This is a genomic window from Sorangium sp. So ce385, assembly GCF_051474135.1.
GTDB lineage: Bacteria > Myxococcota_A > Polyangia > Polyangiales > Polyangiaceae > Sorangium > Sorangium cellulosum_D.
Genome location: NZ_CP150337.1, coordinates 11,757,474 through 11,772,187, shown reverse-complemented (window position 1 = coordinate 11,772,187; position 14,714 = coordinate 11,757,474). Strand labels below are relative to the sequence as shown.

Here is a 14,714-nt window from a genome sequence, read left to right as displayed (position 1 = left end):
CGCCGCCGGTGGAGCGACGATGCTCGATGGCAGCAGCGCAGCCGGTTGCGCGCCCGCACCTTTCGCGCAGAACCCGCGCAGCATCGCGGAGGTCGTGCGAATGGTGAATACGCTGGAGAAGCCGCTCGAGCTCCCGTGCTTTCTCGCGCACCTCGCAGGTCCGCTGCAGATGACCGCCGCCCTCAGCGCCACCAGCGCCCAGCCGTCGTTCGATCGTCGCAGCCCGCGGATCTTCGTGTTCCTGGATCCGCTCGTCTTCACCGTCGTGCCGGAGGGGCCGGGGCGCGACCTGCTCGAGTTCGGCGAGCGCCGAGGCGACGCGCGATCGTTGAAGGGGGAAATCGCGTTTCCGGTGGAGAGCGAGCTCGCACCGGAAGCGCCGTTCGAGCATGTCGTCTTCAATGAGCAGAACTCGACCTGCGCTTTTTGCCACGCCGGCGAGACGCGCGCGCCCGACGTCCCGTTCGCCCGAGCCTTCGAGTCGGTGGCGCTCCGCCCGGACGACAGGGCGGTGGTCAGCGTCGACGAGCTGCGGTCGGAGGTGCAGCCTTGTGACGCCGCGAGCGACCCCTACCGCTGCGCCATGCTCCACGCCCTGTTCGACCGGGATGCCGTCATTCAGCGCGACTTCCCCGAGAGCTACGGTACGCTTTGACGTCGGTGAGAGCCCTCCGCCGGCGCCGTAAGGCGAGGAGGACGAGCGGCGAGAGGAGCGGGAGGAGCCGCCACGGAGACCCGCCCCGGGGATCCACCGCGCAGCCGCCGCCGCCGTCGCCCCCCTCGTCGGGCGCCCCGCCGCCCGTGGCTGCCCCGGAGGCCCCGGAGGCCCCGGCGCCGGCGCTGCCGGCGCTCGTGCTCCCGGGGGTGCCGCCGCCGGTCCCGCTGCTGCACGTGCCGTTCGGGCAGCCCTCGCCGGGCGCGCAGAGGCCGGGATCCTCGTCGGTCTCGCCGTCGCAATCGTCGTCGAGCGCGTTGCACGTCTCGGGGCTCGGCTCGCCGGGCGTGCACGACCCGGGGGTGCACGCGATCGCCTCTCGCGCGCACATCCCGACGCCGCACACCTCGCGCACGCCCTCGTCCACCCGGCCGTCGCAGTCGTCGTCGGCCAGATTGCACGTCTCGACCGCATCCGGGTGGACGTCAGGGGACCTGTCGTTGCAATCGTTCGAGCTCGGCGCGTAGCCGTCGGGGGGGCACTTCGCCTCGACCGTCGCGCCGAAGAGCGACCCGTACCCGTCGCCGTCGGCGTCCTCGTACTGCGTGGTCACCGCGAGATCCTCGTCGATCTGACCGTCGCAGTCGTCGTCGCGCCCATTGCAGGCCTCGCCCTGATCGGGGTGGATGTTGACGCTGTAGTCGTCGCAATCCCCGCCGCGCGGCGCGTGGTCGGCGGGCTGGGCGCAGTCGACCCTGGGCACGCCGGAGTCGCCGAATCCGTCTCCGTCGCGGTCGAGGTAATACGTCGTTCCCTCGCACCCGTAGGCAAACGCGGTGTTGGCGGCCGACGCGCCGTCTCCGCGAGGGCCGTTGTCGCCGTTGGCCGCGACGGCCCACACCTCGACCACGACCCCGCCCGGCGCCCCCGGCGCGATCCACTGCGCGTCGAAGCGGACGACCCCGCCGCTCGCCCGCTTCGGCGCGGAGTGGACGAGCTGGCGGTCGTCGATGAGGTGAGTGCCCTGTCCGTCGATGGGCGCGAGGCGGCCTGTCCCGGTGCGGAGATAGACGCCGCCGGCGTTGATGTTGGCGGACTGGATCGTGACCTGCAGAGTCACCGCCTCGCCGGCCGCCGGGCTCGCGGGGCTATGATCGATGGTGATCGTGGGCGCGGCGCCGCCGGTGTGGCAGCCGTTGCACCCCTCCACCGCCGTCCCGCCGCGGCGCGCATGGGCCTCCGATGCGACCAGCGTGGTCAAGAGGGCAAAGCTCACCGAGAGGGCCGGTGAAGAAAGCGATGTACTTCGCATGCGCCTCGCGCGCAGCTCGGGCTCGCGAGCTCCGCGCGCGCCGCTGCGACGCTCAGGGATAGCCGCACGCGATGGATGCGACAAGCGGGTATGCGCAGAGCGAAACATTGTGCTGCGGCCACCCGGGCAGCGCCGGCTCTCGGTTATTTGTGCGGCGTTCGTGCGGCGTTCGCGCGGCGTTCGCGCTGCCGGGACGGCGGGTGTTGAGGAGCGGCTCGCCGCTCGGCGCGGTGCGTTGGCGCGTCAGGCGAGCCGCGCGTGTTGCGGCCGTGTGACGTCGCAAACCACGCCGTGGTACTTGAGCAGGCCCTCATCGAGGGTCACGACGGTGGCGTCGGTGCGGTGGGCGGCCCACAGGTACACGAGGTCGGTCGCGTTGGCGAAGGGCCTGCGGCCGCGCATGCGCTTCGTCAGCAGGGCGAGGAACTCGGCGATGGCGCCCTCGTCCTCGGGCGCCACCAGCTCGACGGCGAGGCCTCCCAGCGCGCTCGCGGCCGCGGGCGCGCCCCGGCGCGACGTCGCGAGCCGTTGCTCGGCCACGTACACCTCCAGCCACAGCTCGGGCGGCGCGAGCACGCGCGCCGCGCCCGCGGCCACGGCCGCGCGGGCGCGCTCGAGAAACGCGAGCGCGTCCGCGTGCCCGGGCTCGGCGGGCTTCATCGAGGCGATGGCAACGGAGCTATCGAGCACGAACCGCATGAGACCTCACCGGGCGGCGGCGAGGGCCATAATGGCACAGGCTGGCACGGCGGGGCGCCCCGGCGGTGGGAAATCCGCTGATTCTGCGCGGTACATGCCTTGCCTATCACCGGACATGCGAACCTTGCTGCGCCGTCTTCTCGTCGCGTCCCAGTGGGGCGCGAGCCTCGCTCTGGCATCCGCCTGCGGCCCAAACATCGATTCTGGCGGGGACTCGACCACGTCGGGAGGCGCATCGTCGCAGTCCGGCGGGAGCTCGGCCTCGTCGGGAGGCGCATCGTCGCAGTCCGGCGGGAGCTCGGCCTCGTCGGGAGGCGCGTCGTCCTCCGGGGGCGGCGGCGAGGCCGGCCCTCCCGACGCCTCGGCGCCGCTCGATCCCTATCCGGATCCGACCTGCGTTGGACCGTTCCACGACGGCGGCTATATGGGCCAGTGCTGTTACGAGGTGCACTGCACGGCGCCGGTCGACGGCGCCTGCCCCGCGGCCTCCGCCGCGGCGCCGCACATCGATGACCTCCCGCCTGGCTCGGGGACGTGCATGTGCGACGGCGACGGCGCGGATGGCGACGAGTCGATCCAGGGCCCCTACGCGAACCGCACGGCGTCGGATCCCGCGAGCTGCTGCTACCTCGTCGGGTCCATCGCCTGCGAGGGGCGCCCGCTCTTGGTCCGGGGTGAGCCTCGCGTCGCGCCGCTCGCGCGCGCCCCGAGCGCCTGGTCGCAGACCGACGTGCGGCGCTTCGAGCGCGCGCTCGCCGACACCGACCTGGGGGAGCTCGCGCCCGCCGAGCGCCGCGAGCTCGCCCGGCGCTGGGCCGAGCGGGGCCAGAACGAGCACGCCTCGGTGGCCTCCTTCGGCCGCTTCGCGCTCGGGCTGATGGCGATCGGCGCGCCTCCCCAGCTGCTCGAGGCGGCGCACCGCGCCGCGGTCGACGAGGTGCGGCACGCGCGCCTCGCGCTGGCGATCGCTTCGGCCTACGCGGGCGAGCCGGTGGGCGTCGGCCCGCTGCCGCTGGGCGGCGCGCTCGACGACCTCGGCTCGCTCGAGGCCCTCACCCTCGCCACCGTCGTGGAGGGCTGCATCGGTGAGACCCTCTCGGCGATCGAGGCGGAGGTCGCCGCCCAGGCCGCGCAGCCGCCGGCGGTGCGCATGGCGCTCCTCTCGATCGCGCGCGACGAGGCGCGCCACGCCGAGCTCGCCTGGGCGTTCGTCCGCTGGGCCATCGCCGCCGGCGGCGCGGGCCTGCGGGCGCGCGTCGCCGCGGCCTTCGCGCGCGCGCTCGACCACCTGGTCTCCGAGTCGCCCGGCAGCGTCGGCGGCGAGCTCCCGCCCTCCCACGGCTTCCTGCCCGCCGACGAGCTCCACCGGCTCCGGCAGCAGGCCCTCACCGACGTGCTCCGCCCCGCCGCCGCGGCGCTCGTCAGCGCGCGCGCTCCGGCGGAAGAGCGCGAGTTCAACGGCGCCAGCGGGAACGTCATCCTGAGCTCCACCACGGCGTACCTGTCGACGTGAGTTGGTGCTCTATCGCGGTTCTCGGCTGGGACTGAGACCCCGTCCTCCGTCTCTCGTTCTCCTCTCCCGTCGTCCATCTTCCGTCTTCCGTCTTCCGTCTTCCGTCTTCCGTCTTCCGTCTTCCGTCTTCCGTCTTCCGTCTTCCGTCTTCCGTGCGCCTCTTCGTGCGCGTGCGCGTGCGCGTGCGCGCTGATTCCGGGGAATCGCGCACGAAGAACGCGCACGGAAGACGAGAGCCGAGAGACGTCTGCACCAAACCCGAGCGAAATCCGCTCTACCGGCGCGCGGTGGCCAGGCCGCTCGCCATCTCGCGGTCGCTCTCCGGCACGGGCGACTCCCGCGCCGCCGCGTCGTCGCGCCGCTCCCGCCAGAGCAGGAACATGCCGAGCGCGTAGATCGCGAGCAGCACATACAGGTTCACCGACAGCGCGAGCTCCGGCAACCGCCCCTTGAAGCGGTCGTAGACGTAAGGAAAATCGATGGTGGCGAGCGACAGCAGGACCACGAGCGCGCCCATCTCGAGCCGGCGCTCCTGCGCGGCCGCGCGGTCGAGCGCGTAGAGCGCGGCCGGGAAGAGGTAGAGCACGTGGTGCACGTAGGTGAACGGGCTCGCCACGACCATCGTGACGAGCAGCGGCAGGAGCAGCCGCAGCGAGCGCGCCGGCGGGGGGGAGCGGCCTGCCAGCGCGAGCGCGGCGCCGAGGAGGAGCAGGACGGTGACCGCCGACGCGAGCTTGACGGCGGCCGCGTCCCCGTCGAAGAGCCGCGCGTAGAAGCCGGCGAGCGAGAAATTCGGCACCGTCCCCGGGTCGAAGAGGCCCGGGATCTTGGCCCCGTGGGACATGCGCGGCAGCCGCCGCAGGAACTCGAGCCACGCCGGCCCGGCGCCGAACGGCAGGCTGATCAGGACGAGGGCGGCGAACCCGGCGGCGAGGCCGGCGAGCGCGCGGAAGCGCCGCTCGATGACCCAGGGGATCGCGAGCAGGATCGGCGTGACCTTGATGCCCGCGGCGACGGAGAGGGCGAGCCCCGCGGGGATGTCCTTGCGCGCCACCGAGAGCGCGAGCGCGGCGCAGATGAACGCGAGGACCAGCGGGTTCACCTGCCCCATGGCCAGGCTGTTGCGCAGGTTGAGCGCCCACGCGAGAAAGGCGATGAGCGCGATGAGGACCGTCGGGACCGCGTTCCGGCGGGCCGCGCCGAGCGGGTCCGGCGACGCGCGGCGGGCAGCGAAGGCGGTGAACGTCGCGGCGAGCCCGTAGCTGACCACGGCGATGCTGGACCAGGTCTGCTGGGCGATGCTCGGGCGCAGGCGCGCGAGCCACGAGAAGGTGTGCGCGAAGAACGGCGGATACAGATAAGGGAACGTCGGATCGTGCGGGAGCCGCAGCTCCGTCGCGATCGCCTCGAGGACCTCGACGTCGTACACGTCCAGGCCCCGGCGGGCGGCGACGGCGGCCGCGTAGAACGATTTGAAATCGATCGCGACTGGCTGCTTGAGGACGATATCGAGGACGCAGAGCCAGGCGGCGCCCGTGGCGAACGCGAAGATGGCGAGGTAACTCGGGAGCTCGCCCGAGAGGCGCTTTTTGACGGCGGCTGCGAACGACATTACGGCGCGCAGGTTCTGGCGTGTTCGTCCGGGTTGTCAAGTGTCCTGGCCGGAGCTCCGGCGCCGCCGACTCCGCGGATCACGCCGGCGCGCTCGCGCTTCGGGCGGCCTGCTTCTCTCGCTCGAGCTCGTAGAAGAGCGTCCCGTCGTACATCCGGCGCAGCTGCTCGCGCGTCAGCTTCCCCCCTTTGCCGGCGAGCGCATAGAGCACCGCCCACTCGCCCGCCGACGCGAGGAACCCGAACACGTCGAGCAGGTCGCGATCTCCCAGCGTGCGCGCCACGAGCTCGCGCGCGTTCAGGGCGCCGTCGCGGTCCTTGTCCCAGCGCGCGAACAGCTCGTCGAACTTCTGCGGATCGAACCTGCCGTCCTTGTCGTAGACGCCCGTGTCGCTCGCGTGCTTCGCTCGGTGGATGTTCTCGAGCGTGATCGAGAGCGTGGGGACGAACGATCGGGACGTCGGGAGCCCGAGCGCCCCGTTGATGACGAGCGCGAACCACGCGGAGAGCACCCGCCCGATCCCGATCGCGCGGAGCCCTTCATAGGTCTCGCGGAGCGTGATGATCCCGTCGTGGTTCCTGTCGAAGAAGGCCGAGTGCATCTCGAGCGCCGTCCTGTCGCCGAGCGCCGCCCGCTGCGCGCCGCGCACGTCCCCGGTCGCCGACGCCGACACGAACGCTCCCGGCCCGCGCCCCTCGCCCTGGGCCGCGCCGCGCGGCGGCGGTCCGCCGTCCGCCGAGCTCCCGGGCTCCCCTCTTGGCTCGGTCGGCTCGAAGGTCCTCGGTCCGCCGTTCAGCTCGTCCATCGTGCACCTCTCCCGCGTCCGCGACCCTGGCGCGCGTGCCTGCCGGGCGCGGAAGCACGATGCAGGCCGAGTCGCGCGGAACGGGGCGGGGGGGTCGAAATCTGCTGTGCTCGCGTCGCGGCCGGTACCCCACTGTGAGGCAAATTGCCTCGTGAAGTGGCCAGCGGTCGCAAAAGCGGCCCAGGTTGGCGCACTCGGCCGCGGGGCGCCGCGTGGGGCGGTGGTCGCGTTCGTCCGGAGAGGGCTCCAGCGCGTTCGTCCGGAGAGGGCTTCGTGAAGGAGCCGTCCCACGTCCCGCCCCGCCCGGCCGTGAGCGAATGTCTCAGCGCGGGCGGCGCGCGCCGGGTCGGCCGCTCGCCGTGAGGAGCACGGCCGACCCGGCGCGCTCGCCTGGTGCGCGCGCCTTGTCCTCTCGCGCGGGCGCGCGTGCTGCTGGGTCGGCGCGCCTGCGTCGGCCTGGATCACGGAGCGCGGTGCGGCGCTGGGCACAATCTTGCTTGGTGAGTCGCGACGAGGTGGAACGATATGGCAACACTCTCGACGTCTGCATGGGTACTGCATGAGCTCGGTTTGGCCGCGGGGTTCGGCGGCCCTCTCTTCGGCCGGCTGGCGCTGCACCAGGCGGTCAAGGATATCCATTCCGAGGCCGAGCGCGGCAAGGTGCTCGCCGACGCATGGCAACGATACAACCTCGTCAACGCGATCTCGCTGGGCACCGCCGCGGCCACCTGGTTTATCGGGCGGACGATGATCTCGGGGCGATCGATCGACGAGGAGACCCGTAATCTGGTGCGCCTGAAGGACGTCCTGCTCGGCGCGACGCTCGCGACGAGCCTCGTCAACATGGTGAGCGGACGTGAGATGAGCGAGCAGGCGCCCGGCCGCGCCGTGCCGATCCGGGACGGCGACACGCCGTCGCCGCGCACGCCCCCGAAGGCGGCGGGCCTGCAGCAGCTGCTCAACGTCATGGGGCCGCTCAACATCGCCCTCACGGCGGGGGTCATCGGCGTGACCACGGTCCTCGCGATGAAGTCCGGCCGCTCGACGAAGTGGAGCTTCATCTCCCGGCTCCTGCCCTGAGCCGGCCCCCTCCGGCGACGGCGCGCCGGCGCCCCGCGGCGCGGCTCCGGCGGCGGGGCTCCTCCCTCCGGGGCCCGCGCCGGCGCGCGCGGCGCCGCGCTCATGGTACGATGGCCCGATGAAGGTGATGACACGCATGGCGCTCGCGGCGCTCGCCCTCGCCGCGCTCGCCCTCGCCGCCTGCAGCAGCGGCCACGGCGAGGAGGGCTGTCCCGAGCTCTGCGAGCGAGCGGTGGAGTGCCCGGGCGATCCCGTGACCGAGGACAGCTGCCTGGACGCCTGCGGCGCCGAGACGGAGGAGGCCGAGGAGGCTGGCTGCGAGGACGCGTGGGAGTCCTACCTCGAGTGCCGGAACCACGCCGAGGACAACTGCGATCCGGCGAAGTACGAGGAGGAGTGCAGCATCCAACTGGAGTCGCTGAACAGCTGCCTCCAGCGCAGCTAGCCGCCGGCGACGGCGCGAGCTGCGCGCCCGGCGGAGCGCGGGCGACCGCGGCTACTGGAAGAGGTGGACCGGGCGCCCGCTCGGGACCTCGTCCGGGATGAGCTTCCCGAGCTGCTTCGGCGTCGCGCGCGGGTCGAGCAGCGCCTCTCCGACGAAGGCGGTGAGCCAGCGGATCTCCTGCTCCGACAGCTCGATCGGCGCCTCCAGCAGGGGGTCGACGGCGGCGAGCACCGGCGCGAGCGGGCCCATCTCGCCCCGCAGGTCCCGGTCGAGGTGAGCGTTCGTGTACTCCGTGGCCGACGTGTAGACGTCGAGGTGGTGGCGGATGGCGCCCTCCAGCGACGTGAACGACCCGTTGTGGAAGAACGTGGGCTGGAGGGCGACGTTGCGGAGCGGCGGGGTCCTGAACTTGTACCGGTCGGCCGGGTCGCCCGTGACCTGCTCCAGCCCGAAGTCCTCATCGGCGTTCGGGCCGTCGAAGACCACGTTCGAGAGCGCCGGATCGTCGGTCGGCGCGATCTGCGGGACGCCGATGGCGTGCTGCTGGAAGTCGCTGAACATCTCGTTCGACGGCCCCGACACCGCGTGGCAGCGGACGCACCCCGCCTCGCCGAAGAAGAGCAGCGCGCCGCGCTTCTGCTCCAGCGTCATCGCGCTCCGCCGGCCGCGGGCGAACCGGTCGATGGGCGCGTCGGCGAACGTGAGCGACACCTCGAACTCGGCGATGGCGGCGGCGATCATCTCGTAGGTGATGGGCTTCCCGCGCTTCACCGCGTCGAACCGCTTGCCGAACCGGCGGCGGTACGCCTCGACGTCGTTCACGCGCGCGGCGACCTCCTCGCGCACGACATCGTGCGACGCCGGCGCCTCGTACCCGGTCATCTCGGTGATCTCGGTCGGCGGGATGAACGCCTGCGCGTTGAGCAGGTGGGGCAGGGACGAGAGCGACATGCCCTCCGGCGAGGTGAACGAGAACCCCTCGCTGTTGTCGAAGGGGTCCCCGGACACGGCGAAGAACCGCGAGTTCCACATCAGGGTGGGGTAGAAGGCCGTGTTGATGACGGTGGGCGAGCGGCGCTGGTTGCGCGGCCCCGCGCGGCGCGGCCCGACGACGCCGTTGTTCTCGATGCCGATGGCGATCGACTGTGTGTCGGCGAAGCCCGCGGTGGGCGAGTGGCACCCTGAGCACGAGTTGTCGTCGTTCAGGCCGAGGATGCTGTCGAAGAACAGCTCGCGCCCGAGCTTCGCCAGCTTCCGGTCGAGCTTCCGCCCGAGGCGCGACTCCAGCGTGGACTCGATCTCTCCGGTGAAGCCGTGTCGGGCGAGCGTCGCCTCGAGCTGCTCATCGACGCGAGAGCCCTTGGCGAGCGCCGGGCGCGCGAGGAGGAGCGTGACAACGAGACATGCCGCCAGGGCGGCGAGCGCCGGCCCGAGAGATCGCAGGGTCATGGTGCCTCCAGCTCCCCCGGCGGGGGAGGCGCGCGTCGGTGCGCGTCCGTGAGATCAACCAGTCCTGCCCAGATCCTGGCCGAGCGGCGGTGAATCGGATGCTGAGAAATCTAATGTTGCGAGTCGGCGACCGGCAAGGACAATCGTCCATGATTCAATAGACTTACTGCGTCTCCGGAGTCCGGTTATCGCGTTATCTGCGGTAGCCGCGCCTACATTCGGCGGCGACGCTGCGGCGCGGCGCGGCCGCTCGCGGCGCGTCGTGGCCGCTCGCGGCGCGTCGTGGCCGCCTGGGCCGCATGGCGACGTGGCGTCGTTGTAGGTGCGTGACCGGCGCTCCGCGTCGGTGCGGCGCCCCCGCGCAGCGCGCCTCCGAGGTCGCCCGATACTCACGCTTTGTGGGTCGCGATGGGACGTCGTATGCTTGAGGTGATGGGCCGGACAGCAACTCTGGCGGATCCGACGGCGCTCGTGGGGGGCGCGCTCACCGGGGGATATCGGGTCGTCCGCGTCCTCTCCGCGCAGGGGTTCGGCGTCGTGTTCGAGGCCCGGAGCCCCTCCGGCCGCCGCGTCGCGCTGAAGGTCCTGCGGCCCGAGGTCGTCACCGAGGACACGCTGTCGCGGCTCAGCCGCGAGGCGAGCGTCACGTCGAAGCTCGACAACGCCCACGTCGTCCCGATCGTCGACGCCGGCCACGACCTCGAGCGAGATCTCGCCTACCTCGTGATGCCGCTGCTCGACGGCACCGACGTCGCCGCCCTCCTCGCCGAGACGGGGCCGCTCGCGCCCGAGGTCGCCGTGCGGATCGCGCTCCAGGCCGCCGCGGGGCTCTCGGCGGTCCACGCCGCGGGCCTCGTTTACCGCGACGTCCGGCCGCCGCGCCTCTTCCTGGAGCACCTCCCGAGCGGCGAGATCCTGGTCCGCGTCTTCGGCTTCGGGCTCTCGAAGGGCTACGACACGGCCGCCTCCGACCCGGGCAAGGCGAGGAGCACCGGCCCTCAGCGCGACGAGTCGGGGCCGCGGGATCGCGCCGCGGACGTCCGGGGCGACGTGTTCGGCCTGGCGGCGACGCTCTACGAGATGCTCTGCGGCGTCTCGCCGTGGGCCGAGCTCGACGTCACGGCGGACACCGCCGACTTCGGCCCGGCGGACACCGCGGCGGACGCGCCGTCGCCCCTCGCGCAGCTGCCGTCGATCCAGGACCGCGCCCCGTGGATCGAGGCGCGCCTCGCGACCGCGCTCTCGCTGGCGCTGCACAGCGACGTGGACCGGCGCTACCCGTCGATCGAGGCGTTCGCCGAGGCGCTGCGCGCCGCCTCCGGCGGCGAGGAGCGGATCACGATCGACCTGCTGAGGCCGCTCGATCCCGAGCTGCGCGAGGCGATCGCCGAGCGCGCCGGCGCCGAGACCGATCCGCTCGTCGGCCGCGAGCTCGGCGGCCGGTACGCGGTGCGCCGCCTGATCGGGCGCGGCGGCATGGGCGCCGTCTACGAGGCGGAGTCGCCGGAGGGGCGGCGGGTCGCGGCCAAGGTCATCTTCAAGAGCGCCGTCGGGCAGGACGACCACGCCGTGCGCCGCTTCATCCGCGAGGCGCGCGCGGTGACCGCGATCCAGAGCCCGCACGTGGTCAAGACGTTCGAGCTCGGGACGGATCTCACGCTCGCCACCCCGTTCATCATCATGGAGCTCTTGCACGGCGTCGATCTCGCCAAGCTCCTCCGGATGCGCGGGCCGCTCGAGCCGGCGCCGGTCGTGCGCGTCTTCATCCAGGCGGCGCGCGGGCTCGCGGCGGCGCACGCCGAGGGGATCGTGCACCGCGACATCAAGCCGGCGAACCTCTTCCTGCACGCGCCGTTCGAGGGCGCGATGAGCCGGGCGTCGAGCTCGATCGCGCCGCCGCCGTCCACCCAGCGCGGCGCCCTCGCGGCGGCGCCGCCGCCGTCGACCCGCCGCGGCTCGAGCTCGGTCAGGCCGCCGCCCTCCGGCCAGCGCCTCTCCGGCTCGATCCGGCCGCCGCCGTCGACGCGCCGCCCGTCCGGCTCGATCCGCCCGCCGTCCTCGAGCGACCGCCGGCTCGTGGTCAAGGTCTGCGATTTCGGCATCGCCAAGCGCACCGGCGACGGCGTCTCGCACGAGCTCACGCGCGCCGGCGGCGTGCTCGGGTCGCCGATCTACATGTCGCCCGAGCAGGCGAAGATGGCGAAGGACGTCGATCGCCGCTCCGACGTCTGGAGCCTCTCCGTCTCGCTCTACCAGGCGCTCTGCGGGAGCTGCCCCTGGGATCCGAACGCCTCGCTCGCCGAGCTGCTGCTGTCGATCTGCACCGAGCGCGTGCCGCCGCTCGCCGCGGCCGCGCCGTGGCTCGATCCCGCCCTCGCCGCCGTCGTGCACCGCGGCCTGAAGCGCGATGCCGGGGAGCGCTGGCAGAGCATGGAGCAGCTGATCGCCGCGCTCGAGCCGCACGCGGAGGGCACCGAGGTCGTCACGCTGGATCAGCTGCGCGGCATCGACGCGGAGCGGCGCGCCGGCGCCACCCCGATGTCCGCGCTGCGCAGCGAGTCGAGGCTCGCCCGCTCCGCCGAGGGGGAGGAACGCTCGATCGGCGGCAGCTCGTTCACGGCGTCGCAGGCGCCCGCGGGCGCCGCGCGGCGGCGCTTCGTCGGGGCGGCGATCACGGCGGTGGCCCTCGCCGCGGTCGGCGGTGGCCTCGCCCTGCGCGCCTCGACCGGCGGCGAGGTGCGCGCGCCGCCGGCGGCGCAGCGCGAGCCCACACCGCCCGCCGCGCCTGCGCCGACGCCCGCGCCCGCGCCGACGCCCGCGTCCTTCACCGCGGTCGTGACGCTCCCGAAGGAGGCGACGGTGCGGGTCGACGGCGCGGAGCGCCCGGTGAGCGATGGCCGGCTCGACCTGACCGGCCAGGCGGGCGACACGTTCGAGGTCGAGGTGAGCCACGGCGGCGCGACCACGAAGGAGACGGTGTTCATGCTGAGCGACGGCCGGCTCCTGCCCGATCGCATCGAGCTCCAGCCGCTCGCGCCGGCCTCTGCCGCGGCCGCGGCGTCCGCGCCGGCCCCGCGCCGCGACCGGCCGCGCCGCGCGCCGCGCGGCGCCTCCGCGCCGGCCGATGCGTCCACGTCCTCCACGGGGGCGCCCGCGGCCCCGCCGGCCCCGACCGCGGTGATGCCGGTCGACCGGTGGTGATCCGGACGCCGCGCGCCCCTCGCGCCGCGCGGCGCTCCGTCTCGGCGTCCGCGCTCGCCGCGGCGCTCGCGGCGGCTGCGCCGCCGGCCCTCGCGCAGCCCGAGCGGACGCCGCCTGCCGCGGCTCCCTCGCCGTCCGCAGCGCCCGCGCCCTCGCCGTCCGCTGCGCCTACCACGGCGCCCGCGCCCACCGCGGCGCCCGCGCCCACCGCGGCGCCGCCGGCGCCCACCGCGGCGCCCGCGCCCCCCGTGTCGGCCGACGACGCGCTCGCCCGGGCCAAGGCGCTCTTTCAGGAGGGCAACGAGCTGCGCAAGATCGGCGATTGCCAGCGCGCGCTCGAGCTCTACCTCCGGTCGCGCCGGCTCGTCGCGTCGGTGCCCAACACCCTCAACGCCGCGTTCTGCCTCGATCAGCTCGGGCGTTACGACGAGGCGCTCGAGCTCTACGAGGCGCTGCTCACCGATTTTCGCGCCGAGCTCGGCGAGCCGGAGCGCAAGAGCGTCGCGTCCACGATCGCCGCGCTGAGGGCGCGGATCGGCAGCGTCCTCGTCTCGTCGAACGTCGACGGCCTGGTGCTCATCGACGGCAGGCCGCGCGGCCGCCTCCCCGTCTCCGGCCCGATCCGGCTGCTCCCCGGGGGCCACACGCTCCGCGTCGTCAAGGACGGCTGGCGCACGTTCGAGACGATCCTGACCGTCCGGGTCGCCGAGACCACCTCGGTGGACGCGAAGCTCGAGCCGCTCGCCAACACGGGGCGGCTGAAGATCGAGGACGAGCGGCTCGTCGGCGCGGATCTATTCATCGACGGCACGCTCCTCGGTCAGCTGCCGTGGGAGGGCTCGCTCGCGCCCGGCCCGCATTTCTATTCGGTGCGCAAGGGCAACCTCGGCTCCGCGCCGCGCGAGGCGAACGTCGTCGCGGGGCAGCTCGCGGTCGCCACGGTCGAGGCGGGCCCGCTCGGCGAGGAGGTCCGCGTCGTCGCCCAGCCGCTCAGCGCGGATCTGACCATCAACGGCGTCCCGGTCGGCAAGGGGCAGTGGCGGGGGGCGCTGCCGCTCGGGCGCCACACCTTCGAGGCGCACGAGCCGGGCTATTTCGCGCGCACGCTCCGCACGGCGATCGATCGGACGACGACGGGCGATATCGTCCTGCCGCTCGCCATCGACGAGGCCCACCCGCGCTGGGGGCGGAGGGTCGGTGTCTTCCGGCTGGAGGCGGCCTCCGGCTACGCCTTCGCCTCGTCGCTCGAGAGCGACGCCGAGCGGAGCTGCGGCAGCTTCCGCTGCTCCAACGTCTCGCGCCCCTCCGGCTTCCTCGCCGGCCTGCGCGGCAGCTACGAATTCCCGATCGGCGCCGCCATCGAGCTCACGGCCGGGTACCTGAGCCTCCACACGGCGCTCGAGCGCTCCCTCGACGCGACGTTCCTCGCGCCGGGCGGGGGCGCGGAGCGGCTCCCCATCCGGTACACGTTCCAGGACGACATCGACCTCGCCGGCGTGACCGTGATGGTCGGCGGCAGCTATCATTACGGGCTGTCGTCCTGGTTCGACGTCGGCGGCGCGCTCGGGCTCGGCGTGGTGCTGGCCGAGATGCGCGACGCGGTGACCGGCGCGGCGTCCGACGCGCGGCGGACCGTCGCCGTGGCCGTGCAGAACGCGGGCAACGGCGTCCGCGCCGCCGCCCCGTTCGCGATGCCGGAGCTCAGGCTGCGGCTGAAGCTCGGGCGAATCACCGCCAGCGCCGGCCTCGGCGTCGCCTTCTTCCTCGTCGACGGTCCGCCGCTCGAGACGGGCAATACCTACGTCGTCGGCGCCGAGTGCGACGAGGCGGACCCGACGGTCGACTGCGCGCCGGGCAAGAAGGTCGTGTTCGAGGAGCTGGCCCACGGCACGTTCACGATGTTCCTTCCGAACGTGGCCGTGGGATACCGGTTCTGAGCGCCG

The 14,714-nt window shown here is 73.4% G+C and carries 11 protein-coding genes and 1 pseudogene; 7 read left to right on the top strand and 5 right to left on the bottom strand.

Features of this window, described 5'->3' with window-relative positions:
* The first annotated feature begins 94 nt into the window (after nucleotides 1-94).
* The gene (locus WME83_RS43090) at nucleotides 95-655 is read left to right on the top strand and encodes a hypothetical protein (RefSeq protein WP_437315518.1); all 561 of its coding nucleotides are present in this window, start codon (nucleotides 95-97) and stop codon (nucleotides 653-655) included.
* Here WME83_RS43090 and WME83_RS43085 read toward each other — a convergent pair.
* Together WME83_RS43085 and WME83_RS43080 are read right to left on the bottom strand one after the other, a co-directional pair.
* Entirely contained in the window at nucleotides 615-1,916 is a 1,302-nt protein-coding gene (locus WME83_RS43085; RefSeq protein WP_437315517.1) for a putative metal-binding motif-containing protein, read from the bottom strand. The genes WME83_RS43090 and WME83_RS43085 overlap by 41 nt on opposite strands.
* A gap of 294 nt (nucleotides 1,917-2,210) precedes the next feature.
* On the bottom strand, nucleotides 2,211-2,666 hold the full coding sequence (locus tag WME83_RS43080) for a PIN domain-containing protein (protein WP_061623091.1): 456 nt from the start codon (nucleotides 2,664-2,666) through the stop codon (nucleotides 2,211-2,213).
* A gap of 115 nt (nucleotides 2,667-2,781) precedes the next feature.
* On the opposite strand from WME83_RS43080, the gene WME83_RS43075 reads away from it, so the two are divergent.
* Nucleotides 2,782-4,179 carry a hypothetical protein gene (locus WME83_RS43075; protein ID WP_437315516.1) on the top strand — a complete coding sequence of 466 codons (1,398 nt, stop codon included), beginning with the start codon at nucleotides 2,782-2,784 and terminating at the stop codon, nucleotides 4,177-4,179.
* 63 nt (nucleotides 4,180-4,242) lie between these two features.
* Nucleotides 4,243-4,329 (top strand): annotated as a pseudogene (locus WME83_RS43070) (hypothetical protein); the annotation flags it as partial.
* A gap of 124 nt (nucleotides 4,330-4,453) precedes the next feature.
* Here the strand turns inward: WME83_RS43070 and WME83_RS43065 are convergent.
* Nucleotides 4,454-5,791 (bottom strand): glycosyltransferase family 87 protein, encoded by a 1,338-nt coding sequence (locus WME83_RS43065; protein WP_437315515.1) that lies wholly within the window; start codon nucleotides 5,789-5,791, stop codon nucleotides 4,454-4,456.
* Nucleotides 5,792-5,870: 79 nt separating this feature from the next.
* Nucleotides 5,871-6,596: a caleosin family protein gene (locus tag WME83_RS43060; protein WP_437315514.1), complete on the bottom strand. Its 726-nt coding sequence runs from the start codon at nucleotides 6,594-6,596 to the stop codon at nucleotides 5,871-5,873.
* A gap of 570 nt (nucleotides 6,597-7,166) precedes the next feature.
* Here WME83_RS43060 and WME83_RS43055 point away from each other — a divergent pair.
* Together WME83_RS43055 and WME83_RS43050 are read left to right on the top strand one after the other, a co-directional pair.
* Nucleotides 7,167-7,676: a hypothetical protein gene (locus WME83_RS43055; protein ID WP_437315513.1), complete on the top strand. Its 510-nt coding sequence runs from the start codon at nucleotides 7,167-7,169 to the stop codon at nucleotides 7,674-7,676.
* 118 nt (nucleotides 7,677-7,794) lie between these two features.
* A complete protein-coding gene (locus tag WME83_RS43050) occupies nucleotides 7,795-8,121 on the top strand; it encodes a hypothetical protein (protein WP_437315512.1) in 327 nt (108 codons plus the stop codon).
* Nucleotides 8,122-8,172: 51 nt separating this feature from the next.
* On the opposite strand, the gene WME83_RS43045 is transcribed toward WME83_RS43050, so the two are convergent.
* A complete protein-coding gene (locus WME83_RS43045; RefSeq protein WP_437315511.1) occupies nucleotides 8,173-9,570 on the bottom strand; it encodes a cytochrome-c peroxidase in 1,398 nt (465 codons plus the stop codon).
* A 432-nt stretch (nucleotides 9,571-10,002) separates the two neighbouring features.
* Here WME83_RS43045 and WME83_RS43040 point away from each other — a divergent pair, with 432 nt between their 5' ends.
* Entirely contained in the window at nucleotides 10,003-12,771 is a 2,769-nt protein-coding gene (locus WME83_RS43040; protein WP_437315510.1) for a serine/threonine-protein kinase, read from the top strand.
* Entirely contained in the window at nucleotides 12,765-14,708 is a 1,944-nt protein-coding gene (locus WME83_RS43035; RefSeq protein WP_437315509.1) for a PEGA domain-containing protein, read from the top strand. The genes WME83_RS43040 and WME83_RS43035 overlap by 7 nt, the downstream gene beginning before the upstream one ends.
* The last annotated feature ends 6 nt before the right edge of the window (nucleotides 14,709-14,714 follow it).